The organism is Pseudomonas sp. ANT_J28 (assembly GCF_008370005.1).
Taxonomy (GTDB): Bacteria; Pseudomonadota; Gammaproteobacteria; order Pseudomonadales; family Pseudomonadaceae; genus Aquipseudomonas; species Aquipseudomonas frigoris.
The window spans coordinates 1-19,681 of the sequence record NZ_VOBM01000013.1; the positions used below are offsets into that span (position 1 = coordinate 1).

General features: G+C 59.3%; 13 protein-coding genes, 1 other RNA gene and 1 pseudogene. 8 read left to right on the top strand and 7 right to left on the bottom strand.

Annotated elements, in window-relative coordinates:
- Positions 1-215, bottom strand: a 215-nt coding sequence (locus FQ187_RS30135) for a hypothetical protein (protein ID WP_218580701.1), incomplete at its 3' end; no start/stop codon positions are given.
- Between the two features lie 102 nt (positions 216-317).
- On the opposite strand from FQ187_RS30135, the gene FQ187_RS11160 reads away from it, so the two are divergent.
- On the top strand, positions 318-1,082 hold the full coding sequence (locus tag FQ187_RS11160) for a GntR family transcriptional regulator (RefSeq protein WP_149629505.1): 765 nt from the start codon (positions 318-320) through the stop codon (positions 1,080-1,082).
- A 76-nt stretch (positions 1,083-1,158) separates the two neighbouring features.
- On the opposite strand, the gene guaD is transcribed toward FQ187_RS11160, so the two are convergent.
- The 4 genes from guaD to xdhA form a co-directional block, all read right to left on the bottom strand.
- Positions 1,159-2,463 carry a guanine deaminase gene (gene guaD, locus FQ187_RS11165; protein ID WP_149629506.1) on the bottom strand — a complete coding sequence of 435 codons (1,305 nt, stop codon included), beginning with the start codon at positions 2,461-2,463 and terminating at the stop codon, positions 1,159-1,161.
- A 23-nt stretch (positions 2,464-2,486) separates the two neighbouring features.
- Positions 2,487-3,332, bottom strand: a complete 846-nt coding sequence (gene xdhC, locus FQ187_RS11170) for a xanthine dehydrogenase accessory protein XdhC (RefSeq protein ID WP_149629507.1) — start codon at positions 3,330-3,332, stop codon at positions 2,487-2,489.
- A gap of 137 nt (positions 3,333-3,469) precedes the next feature.
- Positions 3,470-5,869: a xanthine dehydrogenase molybdopterin binding subunit gene (xdhB, locus tag FQ187_RS11175; RefSeq protein ID WP_149629508.1), complete on the bottom strand. Its 2,400-nt coding sequence runs from the start codon at positions 5,867-5,869 to the stop codon at positions 3,470-3,472.
- Complete coding sequence (xdhA, locus tag FQ187_RS11180; RefSeq protein ID WP_149629509.1) at positions 5,862-7,316, bottom strand: xanthine dehydrogenase small subunit; 1,455 nt, start codon at positions 7,314-7,316, stop codon at positions 5,862-5,864. The genes xdhB and xdhA overlap by 8 nt, the downstream gene beginning before the upstream one ends.
- 266 nt (positions 7,317-7,582) lie before the next feature.
- Between xdhA and FQ187_RS11185 the strand changes: the two genes are divergently transcribed.
- The 6 genes from FQ187_RS11185 to ffs all read left to right on the top strand — a co-directional run bounded on the left by FQ187_RS11185 (position 7,583) and on the right by ffs (position 16,758).
- Positions 7,583-8,242 carry a GntR family transcriptional regulator gene (locus FQ187_RS11185; RefSeq protein ID WP_134421778.1) on the top strand — a complete coding sequence of 220 codons (660 nt, stop codon included), beginning with the start codon at positions 7,583-7,585 and terminating at the stop codon, positions 8,240-8,242.
- 2 nt (positions 8,243-8,244) lie between these two features.
- The gene (smc, locus tag FQ187_RS11190) at positions 8,245-11,733 is read left to right on the top strand and encodes a chromosome segregation protein SMC (RefSeq protein WP_149629510.1); all 3,489 of its coding nucleotides are present in this window, start codon (positions 8,245-8,247) and stop codon (positions 11,731-11,733) included.
- A 258-nt stretch (positions 11,734-11,991) separates the two neighbouring features.
- On the top strand, positions 11,992-12,846 hold the full coding sequence (gene zipA / locus FQ187_RS11195) for a cell division protein ZipA (protein WP_111450622.1): 855 nt from the start codon (positions 11,992-11,994) through the stop codon (positions 12,844-12,846).
- 91 nt (positions 12,847-12,937) lie between these two features.
- The gene (gene ligA / locus FQ187_RS11200) at positions 12,938-15,295 is read left to right on the top strand and encodes an NAD-dependent DNA ligase LigA (RefSeq protein ID WP_149629511.1); all 2,358 of its coding nucleotides are present in this window, start codon (positions 12,938-12,940) and stop codon (positions 15,293-15,295) included.
- Between the two features lie 89 nt (positions 15,296-15,384).
- Entirely contained in the window at positions 15,385-16,551 is a 1,167-nt protein-coding gene (locus tag FQ187_RS11205) for a putative zinc-binding metallopeptidase (protein WP_149629512.1), read from the top strand.
- A 110-nt stretch (positions 16,552-16,661) separates the two neighbouring features.
- An RNA gene (ffs, locus tag FQ187_RS11210) (signal recognition particle sRNA small type) lies at positions 16,662-16,758 on the top strand.
- Positions 16,759-16,939: 181 nt separating this feature from the next.
- On the opposite strand, the gene FQ187_RS11215 is transcribed toward ffs, so the two are convergent.
- Entirely contained in the window at positions 16,940-17,248 is a 309-nt protein-coding gene (locus FQ187_RS11215; RefSeq protein ID WP_149629513.1) for a helix-turn-helix domain-containing protein, read from the bottom strand.
- 288 nt (positions 17,249-17,536) lie between these two features.
- Between FQ187_RS11215 and FQ187_RS11220 the strand changes: the two genes are divergently transcribed.
- Positions 17,537-19,237, top strand: a complete 1,701-nt coding sequence (locus tag FQ187_RS11220; RefSeq protein ID WP_149629514.1) for a bifunctional diguanylate cyclase/phosphodiesterase — start codon at positions 17,537-17,539, stop codon at positions 19,235-19,237.
- Here the strand turns inward: FQ187_RS11220 and FQ187_RS30325 are convergent.
- Positions 19,234-19,478: pseudogene (locus FQ187_RS30325) on the bottom strand (hypothetical protein); the annotation flags it as partial. The gene FQ187_RS11220 and the pseudogene FQ187_RS30325 sit on opposite strands and share 4 nt — an antisense overlap.
- Between the last annotated feature and the right edge of the window lie 203 nt (positions 19,479-19,681).

The following is a 19,681-nucleotide window of genomic DNA, read 5'->3' on the forward strand; positions in this document are numbered from 1 at the left end:
ACTGAGTCACCGCGCAAAAAGAAGCCCGCTGAACCGAGAAGGTCAGCGGGCTTTTTCATATCTGGAATGTGTGTTGCTTGTGAGGCCGCCTTCGCGAGCAAGCCCGCTCCCACAGGGCTGCGGATTCTGCGTTCAAGCCTAAACTCAAAAGTAACCAGTCGTTGCAATACAGCGGAAGTGACAAACAGCCGTACAGTCGTGTTGCCACCCTCCATTGTGTACAATCGCAGTGTTTTTTACGCGATACTTGCCAGCGACCCACTGTGCCGTATTACAGTCACGGTCAATTCGCCGCAGTTCTTCCGACTCGAGTGCCCATGAACGAACAGTTGCAACCCCTAAAGAAACAACCGCGAGCAGGCAAAGCCGGCCGCAGCGGTACCCAGGACGATATTGTCTATGCGCATATCTTCGAGGCCATCCTCGAACAGCGTCTGGCGCCCGGTACCAAGTTGAGCGAAGAAGCGCTGGGGGAAATTTTCGGGGTCAGTCGCACCATCATTCGCCGCGCGCTGTCGCGCCTGGCCCATGAAGGCGTCGTGCTGCTGCGGCCGAACCGTGGCGCTGTCGTCGCCAGCCCAAGTGTCGAAGAGGCTCGCCAGGTGTTCATGGCCCGGCGTCTGGTGGAGCGTGCGATCACTGAATTGGCGGTGCAGCACGCCACTGCCGAGCAGATTGCCGAGTTGCGCCAGATGGTCAACGACGAGCGCGACAGCTTCTCCCGTGGCGATCGCGGCGCCGGTATTCGTCTGTCGGGCGAGTTCCACTTGAAGTTGGCCGAAGCGGCGAAAAACGCGCCGCTGATCAGCTTCCAGCGCAGCCTGGTGTCCCAGACGTCGTTGATCATTGCCCAGTATGAAAGTGGCAATCGCTCTCACTGTTCCTACGACGAGCACACCCAACTGATCGACGCCATCGAAGCGCGGGACGCGACGTTGGCGGTGGATTTGATGATGCATCACATGGATCACATCGACAGCAAACTCAACCTGGACGAAGAAAGCGCGTCGGATGATTTGCATGCGGTGTTCTCGCATTTGTTGCAGACCAAGAAGCCCGGGCGACCGGTCGCGAAGCTCTGAAGTACCGATGATAAAAAATCCCCCGCAGCCTTCCGGTTGCGGGGGATTTTTTTTTGAGTATAAGCGCGCAGAGATCTTAGCGCTGATGCACCTGATTCCCCGCCGCATACGTTTGCAACACCGTCCGGTCATCCCCCAGCGTCATCAACACAAACAACGTCTCGGCAATGTTGTTGGCCTGCTTCAAGCGATAGCTCAGCAGCGGTGTGGCGTTGTAGTCCAGCACCAGGAAGTCCGCATCAGTGCCTGGTTGCAGAGTGCCGATCTTGTCTTCCAACCGCAGTGCGCGAGCGCCACCGAGGGTGGCCAGGTACAGCGATTTGAACGGGCTCAGTCGCGCACCTTGCAGCTGCATGACCTTGTACGCTTCGTTCAACGTTTGTAGCAGCGAGAAACTGGTGCCGCCACCGACGTCCGTACCGATGCCGACATTCAACTTGTGCTTCTCGGCCATCGGCAGGTTGAACAGGCCGCTGCCGAGGAAGAAGTTCGAAGTCGGGCAGAAGGCGATCGCCGAGCCGGTTTCCGCCAGTCGCGCGCACTCGTCATCGCACAGGTGCACGCCATGGGCGAATACCGAGCGCTCGCCGAGCAGTTTGTAGTGGTCGTAGACGTCCAGGTAACCCTTGCGCTCCGGGAACAGCGCCTTGACCCACTCGACTTCCTTGAGGTTTTCGCTGATGTGGGTCTGCATGTACAGGTCAGGGAATTCGCTGAGCAACTGGCCGGCGAGGGTCAGCTGTTCCGGAGTACTGGTCGGGGCGAAGCGCGGGGTCACCGCGTAGTGCAGGCGACCCTTGCCGTGCCAGCGCTCGATCAGAGCCTTGCTTTCGACGTAGCTGGATTCGGCGGTGTCGGTCAGGTAGTCCGGCGCGTTGCGGTCCATCATCACCTTGCCGGCAATCATCCGCAGGTCCAGCTGTTCGGCGGCCTCGAAGAACGAATTCACCGACTGCGGATGCACGCTGCCGAACACCAGCGCCGTGGTGGTGCCGTTGCGCAGCAGTTCCTTGATGAAAATGTCCGCGACTTCATCAGCGTGAGCCTTGTCGGCGAACTGGCTTTCGCACGGGAAGGTGTAGGTGTTGAGCCAGTCCAGCAGTTGCTCGCCATAGGCGCCGACCATGCCGGTTTGCGGCAAGTGAATGTGGGTATCGATGAAGCCGGGGGTGATCAGTGCGTCCTGATAATGGGTGATCTCGATGTCGGCTGGCAGGGTCGGCAGCAAGTCGCTGGCGTGACCAAGGGCGCTGATCTGGCCGTTATCAACCACCAGCAGGCCATCTTCGAAATACTCGTAAGAGGCTTCGATACCGACTTCGGCAGGATCGGCGATGCTGTGCAGAATGGCGGCGCGGTAGGCTTTGCGAGTCAGAGGCATGGGAATTCTCAGTTCGTGGCTTTTTAATTCGAAGCTTGGCTGCGGCGTGAAGCAGGCAGCAGTTTGGCGATCGATGATCCGGCGCTGGCGGTGTGCTGGCCGAAATTGGCGTTATAAGTGGCGATGATTTCGCCGGCGATGGAAATGGCGATTTCCACAGGCAACTTGCCTTTGACTTCGCCGATGCCCATCGGGCAGCGCATGCGTTGCAGCACGGCGCTGTCGAAACCACGGTCACGCAAACGGTGTTCGAATTTCACCCGTTTGGTCTTCGAACCGATCAGGCCAAAGTAGGCGAAGTCGTTGCGCTTGAGGATCGCGGCGGTGAGTTCGAGGTCGAGTTGGTGATTGTGGGTCATGACGATGCAGTAGCTGCCGGCGGGCAGGTCATCGATTTCGTCCACCGGCTCTTCGGCGACGATTTTGCGTACGCCGTGGGGGATCTGTTCCGGGAATTCGGCTTCCCGCGAGTCGATCCAGCGCACCCGGCAGGGCAGGCTGGCGAGCAGCGGCACCAGCGCCCGGCCGACGTGGCCGGCACCGAACACGGCAATCTGCGCCTGGACCTGGCCCATCGGTTCGAACAGCAACACCGTCACGCCGCCGCAGCACTGACCCAGGCTGGCGCCGAGGCTGAAGCGCTCAAGGTGGGTGTCCTGCTTACCGCTGGCAAGCATCTCGCGGCCGATTTGCATGGCCTTGTATTCCAGATGCCCGCCACCGATGGTGTCGAAGGTCTGGTTGGCGCTGATGACCATCTTCGAGCCGGCGTTACGCGGCGTCGAGCCGAGCTCTTCGATGATGGTCACCAACACGCAGGGTTCACCCTGGGATTGCAGGTCGGCGAGGGCGTCGATCCAGTTGTACATGTTTCACCTCGACATCTCTGTTGTCTGTTCGGGCCTCATCGCGAGCAAGCTCGCTCCCACATTGGATTTGTATTGGTCCATAAATCACCACATAACCCTGTGGGAGCGAGCTTGCTCGCGATAGCCGCGCCTCGGTCTTAGAGCGAAGCCAACTCAGGCTCGGCTTCCACGGCCTTCGCCGCCTTCAACTGACGCATCTGCTCACAGCCCCACAACACCCGCTCCGGCGTCGCCGGCGCATCGATTTTCGGTTGATGCTTGTAGTCGCCAAGGCTCGCCACGGCGTCCTTGATCGCACACCACGACGCGATGCCGAGCATGAACGGCGGCTCGCCCACGGCCTTGGAGTGGAACACCGTGTCTTCCGGATTTTTACGGTTTTCCACCAGCTTCACCCGCAGGTCCAGCGGCATGTCCGCCACCGCCGGGATCTTGTAGCTGGCCGGGCCGTTGGTCATCAGTTTTCCTTTGTTGTTCCACACCAGTTCTTCCATGGTCAGCCACCCCATGCCCTGGATGAAACCACCCTCGACCTGACCGATGTCGATCGCCGGGTTCAGTGAGTCGCCGACGTCGTGGAGGATGTCGGTGCGCAGCATTTTGTACTCGCCGGTGAGGGTGTCGATGATCACCTCGCAGCACGCTGCGCCGAAGGCGTAGTAATAGAACGGCCGGCCCCGTGCCTGGCTACGGTCGTAGAAGATTTTCGGGGTCTTGTAGAACCCGGTGCTCGACAGCGAAACCTGAGCGAAATACGCCTGCTGGATCAGCGATTCGAAGGTCAGGATATGATCGCGAACCCGCACGTGTCCGTTGTGGAATTCCACGTCTTCTTCGCTGACTTTGTACTGCCGCGCGGCGAATTCGACCAGGCGCTTCTTGATGATTTCCGCCGCATTCTGTGCGGCTTTACCGTTAAGGTCGGCACCGCTGGAAGCGGCGGTCGGCGAGGTGTTCGGGACTTTGTCGGTGTTGGTCGCGGTGATCTGCACGCGGTCCATTTCCACCTGGAACACTTCAGCCACGACCTGCGCGACTTTGGTGTTCAGGCCCTGACCCATTTCGGTGCCGCCATGGTTCAGGTGGATGCTGCCATCGGTGTAGACGTGGATCAGTGCACCGGCCTGGTTCAGGAAGCTGGCGGTGAAGGAAATACCGAATTTCACCGGGGTCAGCGCCAGGCCTTTTTTCAGGATCGGGCTGTTGGCGTTGTACCGACGAATCGCTTCGCGGCGCTCGGCGTACTGGCTGCTTTCTTCGAGTTCGGCGGTCATTTCCTCGAGCATGTTGTGCTCGACGGTCTGGTAGTAATGGGTGACGTTTCGCTCGGTCTTGCCGTAGTAGTTGGCCTTGCGCACGGCCAGCGGATCGAGTGCCAGATGGCGGGCGATGGCGTCCATCACTTCTTCGATGGCGACCATGCCTTGCGGGCCGCCGAAGCCACGGTAAGCAGTGTTCGAGGCGGTGTTGGTTTTGCAGCGATGACCATTGATGGTCGCGTCGCCCAGGTAGTACGAGTTGTCGGCGTGGAACATCGCACGGTCGACAATCGACGCCGAGAGGTCCGGCGAGCAGCCGCAGTTACCGGCCAGTTCCAGGGCGATGCCGTGCAGCCGACCGGTGCTGTCGAAGCCCACGTCGTATTCGACGTAGAACGGGTGACGCTTGCCGGTCATCAGCATGTCTTCGACGCGCGGCAGGCGCATCTTGGTCGGTTGGCCGGTGAGGTGCGCAACAACTGCGCAGAGACACGCAGGGCTCGCGGCCTGGGTTTCCTTGCCGCCGAAACCACCGCCCATGCGGCGCATGTCGACGACGATTTTGTTCATCGACACGTCGAGCACTTCGGCAACGAGCTTCTGCACTTCGGTGGGGTTCTGCGTCGAGCAGTAGACGATCATCCCGCCGTCTTCGGTAGGCATCACCGAAGAGATTTGGGTTTCGAGGTAGAAGTGTTCCTGGCCGCCAATGTGCAGCGTGCCCTGGATACGATGCTCGGCGGTTGCCAGGGCACCGGCCGAATCACCGCGCTGATGCGTGTGGCTGTCGAGCACAAAGTGGCGTTTGCGAAGGGCTTCGACCACGTCCAGCACCGGCTCCAGATCTTCGTATTCAATGATCGCGGCCATGGCGGCTTTGCGCGCGGTTTCCAGGTCTTTCGCCGCAACGGCGAGCACCGGTTGACCGACGAATTGCACGTCGTCGATGGCCAGCAGCGGATCGCCCGGCAGCAATGGGCCGATGTCTTTCAGGCCCGGCACGTCTTTGTGGGTGATAGCGATGCGCACGCCTTCGAAGGCATAACAAGGCTGGGTGTCGATGCTGATGATTTTCGCGTGGGCGCGGTCCGACAGCCGTGCGTAAACATGCAACTGGTTCGGAAATTCCAGCCGGTCGTCGATGTACTGCGCTTCACCGGACACGTGTTTGGTGGCGCTGTCGTGCTTGACGCTGCGGCCGACACCGGTGGTCAGGTCCTTGGCGAACAGTTCAGCCAATTCGGCCTGGGTCTTCTCTACGGCGTGATGATTAGACATAAGCGGTCACCCGAGTCTCGATGTGCGGTGTTTGCAGTTCGATGAAGTATTTACGCAGCAAATTTTGCGCGCTGAGCAGGCGGTATTCCTTGCTGGCGCGGAAGTCCGAGAGCGGCGTGAAATCTTCGGCCAGCGCAGCGCAGGCGCGTTCGACGGTGTCGCTGTTCCAGGTGGCGCCGAGCAGAACGGCTTCACAGCTTTTGGCACGTTTTGGTGTAGCAGCCATGCCGCCGAAGGCGACGCGGGCGTCGGCGATCACGCCATTGTCGATGCGCAGGTTGAACGCGGCGCAGACGGCGGAAATGTCATCGTCCAGACGCTTGGAAACCTTGTACGCACGGAACAGTTGTTCGGCGCTTGCACGCGGCACGATGATCTTTTCGATGAACTCGCTTTCCTGACGCGCGGTAACCCGGTAATCGATGAAGTAGTCTTCCAGGGCCATGCGGCGGCGGGTTTCGCCTTTGCACAAAACGATCTGCGCGCCGAGTGCAATCAGCAGGGGAGGTGAGTCACCAATCGGCGAAGCGTTGCCGATGTTGCCGCCGAGGGTGCCCTGGTTGCGAATTTGCAATGAAGCGAAGCGTTGCAGCAATTCGCCGAAGTCCGGGTATTCGGCCTTCAAGGCTTCGTAGCAATCGGAAAGGGCAGTGGCGGCACCGATTTCCAGGCGATCGTCGAAACGCTCGATACGTTTCATCTCGGCGACGTTGCCGACGTAGATCATCACCGGCAGGGTGCGGTGGAACTGGGTGACTTCCAGCGCCAGATCCGTACCCCCGGCCAGCAGGCGGGCTTGTGGATAAGCGTCGTAGAGATCAGCCAGATCGGCCACGGTCAGCGGCACCAGGCAGCGTTTGTCGCCGCTGTTGAGTTCGCCGATATCGGTAGGGGCGATGGCTTTAAGGCGAACGATGGTGTCGGCTTCGCGAGCATCGAACTGATCCGTTTGCTTGCCGCAGCAGGATTGTTCGGCGGCTTGCAGGATCGGCCGATAGCCGGTGCAGCGGCAGAGGTTGCCGGCCAGCGCTTCGTGGGCTTTATGAGCATCCGGTTGATCGCTGTTCTTTTGCAGCGCAAACAGCGACATCACGAAGCCTGGTGTGCAGAAACCGCACTGCGAACCGTGGCACTCGACCATGGCTTTCTGCACGCTGTGCAGTTCGCCTTGGTGCTTGAGGTCTTCGACACTGATCAGTTGTTTGCCGTGCAATGACGAAACGAATGTCAGGCACGAGTTGAGGCTGCGATAGCGAATGTGTTCGCGGCCATCGTCATCCGTTTGCAGCTCGCCGACCACCACGGTGCACGCGCCGCAGTCACCGCTGGCGCAGCCTTCTTTGGTGCCGGGTTTGCCCACATGGTCGCGCAGATAATTGAGCACGGTCAGGTTTGGGTCCAGGGCGTGCTCGCTACGGAGTTCCTGGTTAAGTAAAAACTGGATCACGGAAGGCCTCGCAGACTCATTATTGTTGTTAACCGACTTGAACCGAATTTATCAGGTCTGACTTTGCGGTCAATGATTTTCTGACTTAAAGGTCAGGAAATAGCATTTTGCCGATCAACGACGCGTACCTTCATTATTGACCCTGACGCGTCAGCCTGCTTTTTGCTTGAATCGTGCCAAAAACCGCCGAGTGGGCACTCCGCCATGACCCTTCATGTGCGCTACACTGCGCCGCTTGTGCAAATCGAAGAGTTTGAAGGACAACCATGACGTTCAAGGCGCCGGACAGCCTCGCCGAGCAAATTGCTCACCACCTCGCCGAACGCATCATTCGTGGCGAAATGAAGCCCGGGGAGCGCATCCAGGAACAGAAGGTCACACTGGCCCTCAATGTCAGCCGCGGTTCGGTCCGTGAAGCCTTGCTGATCCTCGAACGTCGCCACCTGATCGCGATCCTGCCGCGACGCGGCGCCCACGTGACCGAGCTCACGGTTCACAAGGTCCAGAGCCTGTGCACGCTGATGAGCGAGCTCTACATCCTGCTGGGCAATGCAGTGGCCAGCGGCTGGCAAGTCCAGGCCGACATGGCGCCGTTCGTGCAAATCCAGCAGCGTCTGACCGCCAGCTACGAGCGCCAGGACATTCGCACCTTTGTCGACGACAGCTTCAGTGTGATGCGCGCCGCGTATCCGTTCGCCAACAACCCGTACTTGCAGGAAACCGTCGAGAATCTGCAGCCGGCCATGAGCCGCGCGTATTTCCTCGCCCTGGAACAGCGCAAGGCCTCGATGAGCGAGTTCCTCGAACTGTTCGAACGCTTGCTCGCCGCCGTGCTGGCCCGTGATTTTCCGCAGATCCGCATTGTGCTGACGGCGTATGCCCAGCGCAGCTGCGATCTGGTGGTTTCTGCCCTGACGGACGCTTAAGCGTGCGGCTAAAGTGCATCAAGCTGGCGGGGTTCAAATCCTTCGTCGACCCGACCACGGTGAACTTCCCCAGTAACATGGCGGCGGTGGTCGGGCCCAATGGTTGCGGCAAGTCGAACATCATCGACGCCGTGCGCTGGGTGATGGGCGAAAGTTCGGCCAAGAACCTGCGCGGCGAGTCGATGACCGACGTCATCTTCAACGGCTCCACCAGCCGCAAACCGGTGAGCCAGGCCAGCATCGAACTGGTGTTCGATAACTCCGACGGCACCCTGCTCGGCGAATACGCGGCCTACGCGGAAATTTCCATTCGCCGCAAAGTGACCCGCGACAGCCAGACCACCTATTACCTCAACGGCACCAAGTGCCGCCGTCGCGATATCACCGACATCTTTTTGGGTACAGGCCTGGGCCCGCGCAGCTACTCGATTATCGAACAGGGGATGATCTCCAAGCTGATCGAGTCAAAGCCCGAAGACTTGCGCAACTTCATTGAAGAAGCGGCGGGCATCTCCAAGTACAAGGAGCGTCGGCGCGAGACTGAAAACCGCATCCGCCGCACCCACGAAAACCTGGCCCGCCTGACCGACCTGCGCGAAGAGCTCGAGCGTCAGCTTGAACGCTTGTACCGCCAGGCCGAGGCCGCCAAGAAGTATCAGGAGTTCAAGGGCGAGGAGCGTCAGCTCAAGGCCCAACTGTCGGCCCTGCGCTGGCAGGCCTTGAACGAACAGGTCGGTCAGCGCGAAGCGGTTATCGGCAATCAGGAAGTCACCTTCGAAGCATTGGTCGCTGAACAACGCAACGCCGATGCGGCTATCGAACGCTTGCGGGACGGGCACCACGACCTGTCCGAACGCTTCAATCTGGTGCAGGGGCGCTTCTATTCGGTCGGCGGCGACATCGCCCGGGTCGAGCAGAGCATCCAACACGGTCAGCAGCGTTTGCGCCAATTGCAGGACGACCTGAAAGAAGCCGAGCGCGCGCGACTGGAAACCGAATCTCACCTGGGCCACGACCGCACCTTGCTGCTGACCCTCGGCGAAGAGCTCGACATGCTCACCCCCGAACAGGAAGTCACCAGCGCCGCCGCCGAAGAGGCTGCCGCCGCGCTGGAAGAATCCGAAACCACCATGCACGGGTGGCAGGAGCAGTGGGACACCTTCAACCTGACGGCCGCCGAACCGCGTCGCCAATCCGAAGTTCAGCAGTCGCGGATCCAGCAGCTGGAAACCAGCATGGAGCGACTGGCCGATCGTCAGAAGCGTCTTGGCGAGGAGCGCACGTTGCTCTCGGCGGACCCGGAAGACGCGGCGATCATGGAACTCAGCGAGCAACTGGCCGCGAGTGAAGCGACGCTGGAAGATTTGCAGGCCAGTGAAGAAGCCCAGGTCGAACGCCTTGAGCAACTGCGTCAGGAATTGCAATTAGCGCTGCAAAATCAGCAACAGGCTCAGGGCGATTTGCAGCGTCTGAACGGTCGCCTCGCCTCCCTTGAGGCCTTGCAGCAAGCCGCACTCGATCCGGGCACCGGCACCGCTGAATGGCTGCGCGAACAACATTTGGCGGACCGTCCGCGTCTGGCTGAAGGCCTGAAAGTCGAAGCCGGTTGGGAGCTGGCGGTGGAAACCGTGCTCGGCGCTGACCTGCAAGCGGTGTTGGTGGATGACTTCGGCGATTTCGATCTGGCCGGTTTTGCTCAGGGCGATTTGCGCTTGCTCAGCCCGGCCACTGATGGCGTGCGCGTGCCCGGCAGCTTGCTCGATAAAGTTGAAGCGCAGATCGATCTGGCGCCATGGTTGGGGCAGGTCAAACCGGTAGACAGTCTCGAACAGGCGTTGGCCCTGCGCGGTCAATTGGCGGCCGGCGAAAGCTTGATCAGCCGCGACGGTTACTGGGTCGGTCGGCACTTTTTGCGCGTACGCCGGGCCAGCGAAGCGGAAAGCGGTGTGCTCGCCCGTGCCCAGGAAATCCAGCGTTTGGGCCTTGAGCGCGAAGAGCGCGAAGCCACGGTCGAAACCCTGGAAACCCAACTTCAGAATCTCAGGGCGCAACAGCGTCAGCAGGAAAACGGACGCGAACATTTGCGCCGTCTGCTGCAAGACGAAGCGCGTCAGCAAGGTGAGCTGAAAGCGCAATTGTCCGCCGGTAAAGCCAAGGCCGAACAACTGACCTTGCGTCGTACACGCCTGGACGAAGAGCTCACCGAATTGGCTGAGCAACGCGCTCTGGAGCACGAAAATATCGGCGAGGCGCGCCTGCAATTGCAGGAAGCCCTCGACAGCATGGCGCTGGACACCGAGCAGCGCGAGTTGCTGCTGGCTCAGCGCGACAGCTTGCGCGAGCGACTGGATCGCGTGCGTCAGGAAGCCCGGCAGCACAAGGATCACGCCCATCAACTGGCGGTGCGTCTGGGTTCGCTCAAGGCACAACACGACTCGACACGTCAGGCGCTGGAACGTCTGGAAATGCAGTCCGAGCGCCTGACCGAGAAGCGCGAACAGCTCAGCCTCAACCTGGAGGAGGGCGAGGCGCCGCTGGAAGAGTTGCGCCTCAAACTCGAAGAGTTGCTCGACAAGCGCATGACCGTCGACGAAGAACTCAAGACTGCGCAGATCGCGCTGGAAGACGCTGACCGTGAATTGCGTGATGCGGAAAAACGTCGCAACCAGGCGGAGCAGCAATCGCAATTGATTCGGGGGCAGATGGAAACACAGCGCATGGAATGGCAGGCCCTGACCGTGCGCCGCAAGGCGCTCGAAGATCAGTTGCTGGAAGACGGCTACGACCTTCATGGCGTACTCGCCACGCTGGTGGCCGAGGCTAACGAAAAGGATGCTGAAGAAGAACTCGAACGCATTGCCGCGCGGATTCAGCGTCTCGGTGCGATCAACCTGGCGGCCATTGACGAGTACCAGCAACAATCCGAGCGTAAACGTTATCTGGATGCGCAGAACGATGATCTGGTGGAAGCACTGGACACGCTCGAGAACGTGATTCGCAAGATCGACAAGGAAACCCGAAACCGCTTCAAAGATACCTTTGATCAGATCAATGGCGGTTTACAGGCCCTTTTCCCAAAAGTTTTCGGTGGAGGACGCGCCTATTTGGAACTGACGGGCGAAGATCTACTCGATACAGGGGTAACGATCATGGCGCAGCCGCCAGGAAAGAAGAACAGCACTATCCATTTGCTCTCCGGTGGCGAAAAAGCCCTGACTGCCTTGGCTCTGGTTTTTGCCATCTTCAAGTTGAATCCGGCGCCGTTCTGCATGCTCGATGAAGTTGACGCGCCATTGGATGACGCTAACGTTGGACGCTACGCACGGCTGGTCAAAGAGATGTCGCAGACGGTGCAGTTCATCTATATCACCCACAACAAGATCGCCATGGAAATGGCCGAGCAACTGATGGGGGTGACGATGCACGAACCGGGTTGTTCGCGTCTGGTGGCAGTGGATGTCGAGGAGGCGATGGCGATGGTGGATGCCTGAGTCGACGTTTGTAGGAGAGGTATTTTTGAGTTGTAGGACTTATTTACCTGTCCTGACTTGCTGGCCAATCGACATATTCGCGCAAGCCGTTGTGACAGACGGTGTAAAGTTGCCTTTGGTCGTGCTAGTTTAATGTCAATTTTTCGTATACGTGGGCAAAACGCCTGTCAGAACATAGAGTTGGCGCCACGTTTTAAAGCGGTTTACGAGTTGTAAACCTCTTATTTTTCAGCATTTTTTATAGAGGCACGGGATTACATGGAAATCGGTCTGCGCGAGTGGCTGATCGTCATCGGCATTATTGTCATTGCCGGTATTCTTTTCGATGGCTGGCGTCGCATGCGCGGCGGCAAGGGGAAACTGAAATTCCGTCTCGACCGAAGTTTGTCCAACTTGCCGGACGAGGACACCAGCGCCGAGCTGTTGGGCCCGCCCCGCGTGCTGGATACGCATAAAGAACCGCAACTGGACGAGCACGATCTGCCGTCGGTGAGCATGCCTGCCCGCGAGCCGCGTGAGTCGGGTTCCAAGCGCGGCAAGCGTGGCCATGGCGAGCCTTCCCAAGGCGACATGAACCTAAGTCTGGACCTGGACGGCGGCCCGAGCTTCAGCAGCCGTGACGACGATTTCCCGGATGACACCAAGGCTTCGAGTTCGGCCAGCGACAAGGAACAACCGCAAGCCGAAGAAGTGCTGGTTATCAGCGTGATCTGCCGCGACGCCGCCGGCTTCAAAGGCCCGGCGCTGTTGCAGAATATTTTGGAAAGTGGTCTGCGTTTCGGCGAGATGGACATCTTCCACCGCCACGAAAGCATGGCCGGCAACGGCGAAGTCCTGTTCTCGATGGCTAATGCGGTCAAGCCGGGCGTCTTCGATCTGGACGACATCGACCACTTCAGCACACCGGCAGTGAGCTTCTTCCTCGGTCTGCCAGGCCCGCGTCATCCGAAGCAAGCCTTCGACGTGATGGTGGCCGCTGCGCGAAAACTGTCCCAGGAGCTGAACGGCGAACTGAAAGACGACCAGCGCAGCGTGCTGACGGCTCAGACGATTGAGCATTACCGTCAGCGCATCGTTGAATTCGAACGTCGCGCCCTGACCCAGAAGCGTTGATTCAAAAGGTTGTTCCCGCGCCGCGCGCGGGACGATCAGCAAAATAGATTGAGCAGCCTCGGCTGCTCTTTTGCTTTATGAGAGAACACCGATGACTGCCGCCAAACACCGCATTCTAGAGCTGCGTGCTGAGCTGGATCAGCACAACTATCGCTACCACGTGCTGGACGAGCCGAGCATTCCGGACGCCGAATACGATCGGTTGTTCCACGAGCTCAAGGCCCTCGAAGCGGCCCATCCCGAACTGATCACCAGCGACTCGCCGACCCAGCGCGTCGGCAGCGCGGCACTGTCGGCGTTCACTCAGGTGCGTCACGAAGTACCGATGCTCAGCCTCGGTAACGCCTTCGAAGAAACCGACATGCGCGAGTTCGATCGTCGGGTGACTGAAGGTCTCGACCTGCCGGCAGGCGACTTGTTTGGCGGCGGCGCGGCGGTGGAATACAGCTGCGAACCCAAACTCGATGGCCTGGCGGTCAGCTTGTTGTATCAGGACGGCGTGCTGGTGCGCGGCGCGACTCGCGGCGACGGCACCACGGGCGAAGACATCAGTGTCAACGTCCGTACCGTGCGCAACATTCCGCTCAAGCTGCACGGTACTGGCTGGCCGGCGACCCTGGAAGTGCGCGGCGAAGTGTTCATGTCCAAAGCCGGTTTCGAACGCCTCAACGCCACGCAGCTGGAAGTCGGCGGCAAGACCTTCGCTAACCCGCGCAACGCGGCGGCAGGCAGTTTGCGCCAGCTCGATTCGAAGATCACCGCCAACCGTCCGTTGGAATTTTGCTGCTACGGCATCGGCCAGATTTCGGCCGATATTGCTGATACGCACATTGGCAATCTTCAGCAACTCAAAGCCTGGGGCATGCCGATCAGTCATGAGTTGAAACTGGCTCAGGGCATTGTTGAATGCCTGGATTACTACCGCGACATCGGTGAGCGCCGCAATTCGCTGCCCTACGAAATCGACGGCGTGGTGTTCAAGGTCAACAGCATTGCCTCTCAGCGTGAGCTGGGCTTCCGTGCTCGTGAACCGCGCTGGGCGATCGCGCACAAATTCCCGGCGATGGAAGAACTCACTGAATTGCTTGATGTGGAATTCCAGGTCGGTCGTACCGGTGCGGTGACGCCGGTGGCGCGCTTGAAACCGGTCAAGGTCGCCGGTGTGACCGTGGCCAACGCCACACTACACAACATGGACGAAGTGGCGCGTCTGGGCCTGATGATCGGCGACACGGTGATCATCCGTCGCGCCGGCGATGTAATTCCGCAGGTGGTGCAAGTGGTCATCGAGCGCCGTCCGGACAACGCACGGCCAGTACAGATTCCCGAGAAATGCCCTGTCTGCGGTTCCCATGTCGAGCGCACGCAACTGGTCAAACGCAGCAAAGGTCGCGAGACCGTCAGCGAAGGCGCGGTGTACCGCTGCGTCGGTCGTCTGGCCTGCGGTGCGCAACTCAAGCAGGCAATCATTCACTTCGTCTCCCGTCGCGCCATGGACATCGAAGGCCTGGGCGAGAAGAGTGTCGAGCAATTGGTGGATGAAGGCCTGGTGAATTCGCCGGCCGATCTGTACGCCTTGACGTTTGAGCAAATCGTCGATCTGGAAGGCTTTGCCGAGTTGTCGAGCAAGAACTTGCTCAGCGCCATCGAAGACAGCAAGCAGCCGAGCCTGGCACGTTTCATCTACGCCCTGGGGATTCCCGATGTCGGCGAAGAGACGGCGAAGGTGCTGGCGCGTTCTCTCGGATCGCTGGAGCGGGTTCAGCAGGCGTTGCCGCAAGTGCTCACGTACTTGCCGGATGTTGGTCTGGAAGTGGCTCATGAGATTCACAGCTTCTTCGAAGATGCGCATAACCAGCAGGTGATCAAGGATCTGCTCAAGCACGGCCTGCAGATTCAGGATCAGGGCGAGTTGGGCGCCGAGTTTGCTGCCAGCACCACGTTGGGTGGTTTCCTCGACAAGCTGCACATACCTTCGGTCGGGCCGGGTGGGGCGCAGAAACTGGCGGACAAGTTTGGTTCGCTTGAAGGGGTTTTCAGCGCCGACTGGCTGGATATGCGCCAGGCACTGCCGGAAAAACAGGCCACTTCAGTTCGCGAGTTCTTTGCGGTTGCGCAACATCGTCGAATTGCTGAAGCCGCCGAGAAACAGCTGCGCGATTTCGGCATGCACTGGCAGAGCGAGAAGAAAGTCGTTGAAGGATTGCCGCTGGCTGGGCAGACCTGGGTGCTGACCGGTTCTCTGGAGTTGATGAGCCGCGACATCGCCAAGGACAAACTTGAAAGCCTCGGTGCCAAGGTAGCGGGCTCGGTGTCGGCGAAGACTCATTGTGTGGTGGCTGGGCCGGGGGCAGGGTCGAAGTTGGCAAAGGCGAATGAGCTGGGGTTGAAGGTTCTCGATGAAGAGGCGTTTGTCGAGTTTCTCGGCAAGCACGGTATTGCGGTCTAGTTGATCGTTCCCACGCAGAGCGCGCAGAGCGTGGAACGATCTTCGCGCGGGAATGATCTAGTCTTGGCAAGCCCCAGGGAGAGATCGTCATGTACCGCTTCTTCGAACAGCTCAGTTCACGCATCGCCGCGCCCTTCATCGGCGAAAGCTCGCGCAACAGCAAGGTCTGGCAGTGCCGCTGCGGGCAGTCGCTGTTTTTTCGCAACAGCCAGTGTCTGGCGTGTTCGGCGGCGTTGGGGTATCAGCCGGAGCAGAGTCGCCTATCGTCGCTGCAGCCCGGCTTGCAGGCTGATACCTGGTTGCTCGACGCTGATCCCGAAGCGGGTGTCTTGCGCCGCTGCGCCAACCTCGATTCCCCGGCCGCGTGCAATTGGTTATTGCCCGCCAATGACCACGATGCGTTATGCATCGCCTGTAGCCTAAACCACACCATCCCCGACCTGTCGATTGCCGAAAACCACGAACGCTGGCGCAAGGTCGAAACGGCCAAGCGGCGGCTGGTCGCACAGTTGGTCAGCTTGGGTTTGCAGGTGATTCCCAAAACCGTGGACGAAGAGACCGGGCTGGCCTTCGATTTCATTGGTGTCGACCTCGAAGGCAAGCCGCCAACCACTGGTCACGCCAACGGTCTGATCACCCTAGATATCAAAGAAGCCGACGATGCTCATCGCGAGCAGATTCGGGTGCAGATGCACGAACCTTATCGCACGTTGCTCGGGCATTTTCGGCATGAAGTCGGGCACTACTACTGGGATCGGTTGATCGCCAACAGCCATTGGCTGGAACCGTTCCGCGGCCTGTTCGGCGACGAACGCGCCAGCTACACCGACGCTCTCGAACGTCATTACCAGCAAGGCGCACCGCTTGACTGGCAGCAACATTACGTCAGCGCCTACGCGACCATGCACCCGTGGGAGGATTTGGCCGAAACCTGGGCTCATTACCTGCACATGATGGACGCGGTGGATACGGCGTTGGGGTTCGGAATGAGTGCCAGGGAGATGGATTTCGACTATCAGCCGTTTCCCCCAAGCACCCTCTACGATCCACAGCATCCCGGTGGCGCGGCGTTCCTGTCGTTCGTCAATGCGTGGATCGAACTGGCCGGCATGCTTAATGAGTTGTCGCGCAGCATGGGGCAGCCGGATTTCTATCCGTTCGTCCTGCCGCCGGCAGTGATCGCCAAGCTGCACTTCATCCACCTGGTGATCCAGCAGGAGGGCGGCCGGGCGGATGAGGTGTTGCAGGCGCAGTAGCAAGTGCTTGAGCCCTCTCATATTTTTAATCCGCCCGAACGGTTGTAACTTCGTCTCAGATAGGTACAATGGCGCGGCTCGCCGTCAGGCGGGCGTCGTTATGGTGACCCCATCGGTCCCCCCGCAACGATTACCCGTGAACCTGGTCAGATCCGGAAGGAAGCAGCCACAGCGGGAACATTGTGTGCCGGGGTGTGGCTGGTGGGGTTGCCTCCATAACGCACCGCGAGTCCTCTCGCGCGTTATCTGTCTAAAAATACATTCTTGTTGCTCTGCCACGGATCTTGTCCAGGGCGGTTTTTTTTCGTTTCCGGTTTTCAGAGCGAACACATAAAAGGAGGCCGAGCTTTCGAATGCGACAGCTCGGCCTTCTTTTTTATTTCTGGCACTAAGGCTTGGACAAGGCCTGGTCAACCGCTGCAATCAGCTTTCCCAGATCCTTCGGGGTGGCTTTATGTATGACACCGAACAGATACGCCCGCTGTTCATCTTCATCGCCTAAATCTGCGAAAAAGGCTTTCAGCTTCACACCCAGCACATCGGCAAACAGGAACAAGGCTTCCACGCTGGGGGTGTAGGTGCCGGTTTCGAAGCGGCTGATGGTTTTGGGGTCAAAACCGGTTTTTTCACCGAGTTCAGCCTGAGTAAGCCCAGCGACCTTGCGGTAGCGCCGAATGGCCGCACCCAAACTTGAAATTGCATCGCTTAATTCCCATTTAGAATCAAGAACTTAACGATAGATTTTTGCATTAGACAACTGCATGATCCATCACCTTGCTTTGCAAAATGTGATGCGTTTCGTAGAATTGCCGCTCAAAATGGGTATTTGGGGCCTTTAAGGTTAGTTGATCTCTGCTGTCAGGAGGCCATCAAACACTGTACATGGAGTGATATCGTGTTGCTGCGCATTACCTATAAAAACATCTCTTCCGCGCATCCTGCACGGGTCGAGCGGTACCACCGCTAGCCACAGCGAGCCTGACTCATGGATGAGAAATACCGCAGGGCCGTGGATGCTGCCGCGATTTTTTCCGAGACCGATCTGAGCGGCCGGATCACCCACGTCAACGATCAGTTCTGTGCTGTCTCCGGCTATAGCCGCGAAGAACTGCTCGGACAGAACCATCGTCTCCTCAACTCCGGTCTGCATACCCCCGATTTCTTCGCGGCTATGTGGCGCACCATCGCCTTGGGCAAGGTCTGGAAAGGCGAAATTTGTAATCGCGCCAAGGATGGCAGCCTGTATTGGGTCGACAGCACCATGGTGCCGGTGCTCGATAACACCACCGGACGGGTTGACCGTTATCTTTCGATTCGTTTCGACATCAGCGAAAAACACCAATTGCTGCATTCACTGCAATGGCGGGTGGGGCATGACGTGCTGACCGGGCTGCCGAATCGCGCATTCCTCTCGGATTTGCTGGATCAGGCGCTGGAGTTCTCCCGTCACGAAAACATCCCGCTGGCGGTATGCATGCTCGACCTCGACGGCTTCAAAGCGGTCAACGATGGTTACGGACATGCCAGTGGCGATCTGCTGTTGGTCGAGGTGGCCAAGCGTTTGCGCAGTATTGTGCGCGGCGAAGATGTGGTGGCGCGGTTGGCCGGTGACGAGTTTGTGCTGGTGTTGCGTTACGTGCGCGATCTGCCGGAACTGCGTGCGGCGTTGAACCGGGTGCTGGGCGCCATTTCGGCGCCGTACTCGCTGCATGGCAAGGGCATCAATGTGTTTGCCAGTATCGGCGTCACACTGTTCCCCGACGACAATCAAGATGCCGAAACCTTGTTGCGTCATGCCGATCAGGCCATGTACGTGGCGAAACAACGCGGTCGCAATCGCTTTCATTTGTTCGACGTGTCCCGGGATCAGGAGGTCAAGGCCACTCACCAGACGGTCGAGCGCGTGCGCCAGGCGCTGGCTGCCGGTGAGTTGCGTGTGCATTTCCAGCCCAAGGTGAACATGCGTCGTGGCGAGGTTGTCGGCTTCGAGGCGTTGTTACGTTGGGAGCATCCGCAACACGGCATGATGCCGGCCCGGGAGTTTTTGCCGCTGGTGGAAGAAACGGACCTGATCATCGATATTTGTGAGTGGGTAATGGATCAGGTCCTGTCGCAGTTGCACCATTGGCAGCAAGCGGGGCAGGGCTGGCCAGTCAGCATTAATATCGCGGCACGACATTTCCAGCGCGCGGATTTCGTCGACCGGCTCAAGCACGTGCTCGCCCGGCATGCCCAGGTGGCCCCGCAGATGCTCGATCTGGAAATCGTCGAGTCGGTGGCAATCGAGAACATTCAGCATGTCAGTGCCTGTTTACAGGCCTGTCAGGCGTTGGGGGTGCAGTTTTCACTGGGGGACTTTGGCACCGGCTATTCGTCCCTGAGCTACCTCAAGCGTTTACAAACCCAAACCATCAAGATCGACAAATCGTTCGTGCGCGACATCCTTAATGATCGGGATGATCTGGCCCTGACCATGGCCGTCATTGGCCTGGCCCGGGCCTTTGGCCGGCAGGTGATCGCCGAAGGGCTGGAAAGTATCGAACACGGTGAATTGCTGCTGCGTCTGGGCTGCGAAGTTGCTCAAGGCTATTTCATTGCCCGGCCGATGCCGCCCGCAGAAGTACCGGGCTGGGTCGAGGGTTTTGTAGCGCCGCCGCAATGGCAGGTGCTGGAGCAGGCGGGTTAAGGCTTGCCGTTGGGCGCCTTGAGTGGCTCGCCACCAATGTAGAACCGGTAATGTCGTCGATTTCCCCGGACATTTTCAATCGCACCAAGGTGCGCAAAATGCGCTGCACGGGCACCTCGCGATGCAGTTGGCCGGCGTCGAACAGCGGTTGCAGGGTCGGGTAGCTGTAGCCGAGTACCGTGCCGATGGATTGTCGCGACAAGTCCGCAGGGGTCACTGTGGTCAGCGGATCTGACCGGCTGGGGCACCACGAAGCGCAGCGGCAGCTCGGCGCCAGTGACATTCAGGCTGATCAACAGCAGTGCCCCCAAGGCCAGCCGCATAAACGCTCCGGTGCTGATAAAACCCGAGCCAAAGCCCCCCAAAGACTATCTTAGCCAGATTAGACGAGCGCATCGGATGCAATTTTGGCCTTGCTCCGCTAGCATTAGCCGCTTCTGTTCC

Coding starts and splice junctions, on each gene's coding strand:
- xdhB (WP_149629508.1), bottom strand. CDS start 5,869: ATGTCTAATCATCACGCCGTAGAGAAGACCCAGGCCGAATTGGCTGAA.
- guaD (WP_149629506.1), bottom strand. CDS start 2,463: ATGCCTCTGACTCGCAAAGCCTACCGCGCCGCCATTCTGCACAGCATC.
- xdhC (WP_149629507.1), bottom strand. CDS start 3,332: ATGTACAACTGGATCGACGCCCTCGCCGACCTGCAATCCCAGGGTGAA.
- ligA (WP_149629511.1), top strand. CDS start 12,938: ATGACTGCCGCCAAACACCGCATTCTAGAGCTGCGTGCTGAGCTGGAT.
- zipA (WP_111450622.1), top strand. CDS start 11,992: ATGGAAATCGGTCTGCGCGAGTGGCTGATCGTCATCGGCATTATTGTC.
- FQ187_RS11205 (WP_149629512.1), top strand. CDS start 15,385: ATGTACCGCTTCTTCGAACAGCTCAGTTCACGCATCGCCGCGCCCTTC.
- FQ187_RS11220 (WP_149629514.1), top strand. CDS start 17,537: ATGGATGAGAAATACCGCAGGGCCGTGGATGCTGCCGCGATTTTTTCC.
- FQ187_RS11185 (WP_134421778.1), top strand. CDS start 7,583: ATGACGTTCAAGGCGCCGGACAGCCTCGCCGAGCAAATTGCTCACCAC.
- FQ187_RS11160 (WP_149629505.1), top strand. CDS start 318: ATGAACGAACAGTTGCAACCCCTAAAGAAACAACCGCGAGCAGGCAAA.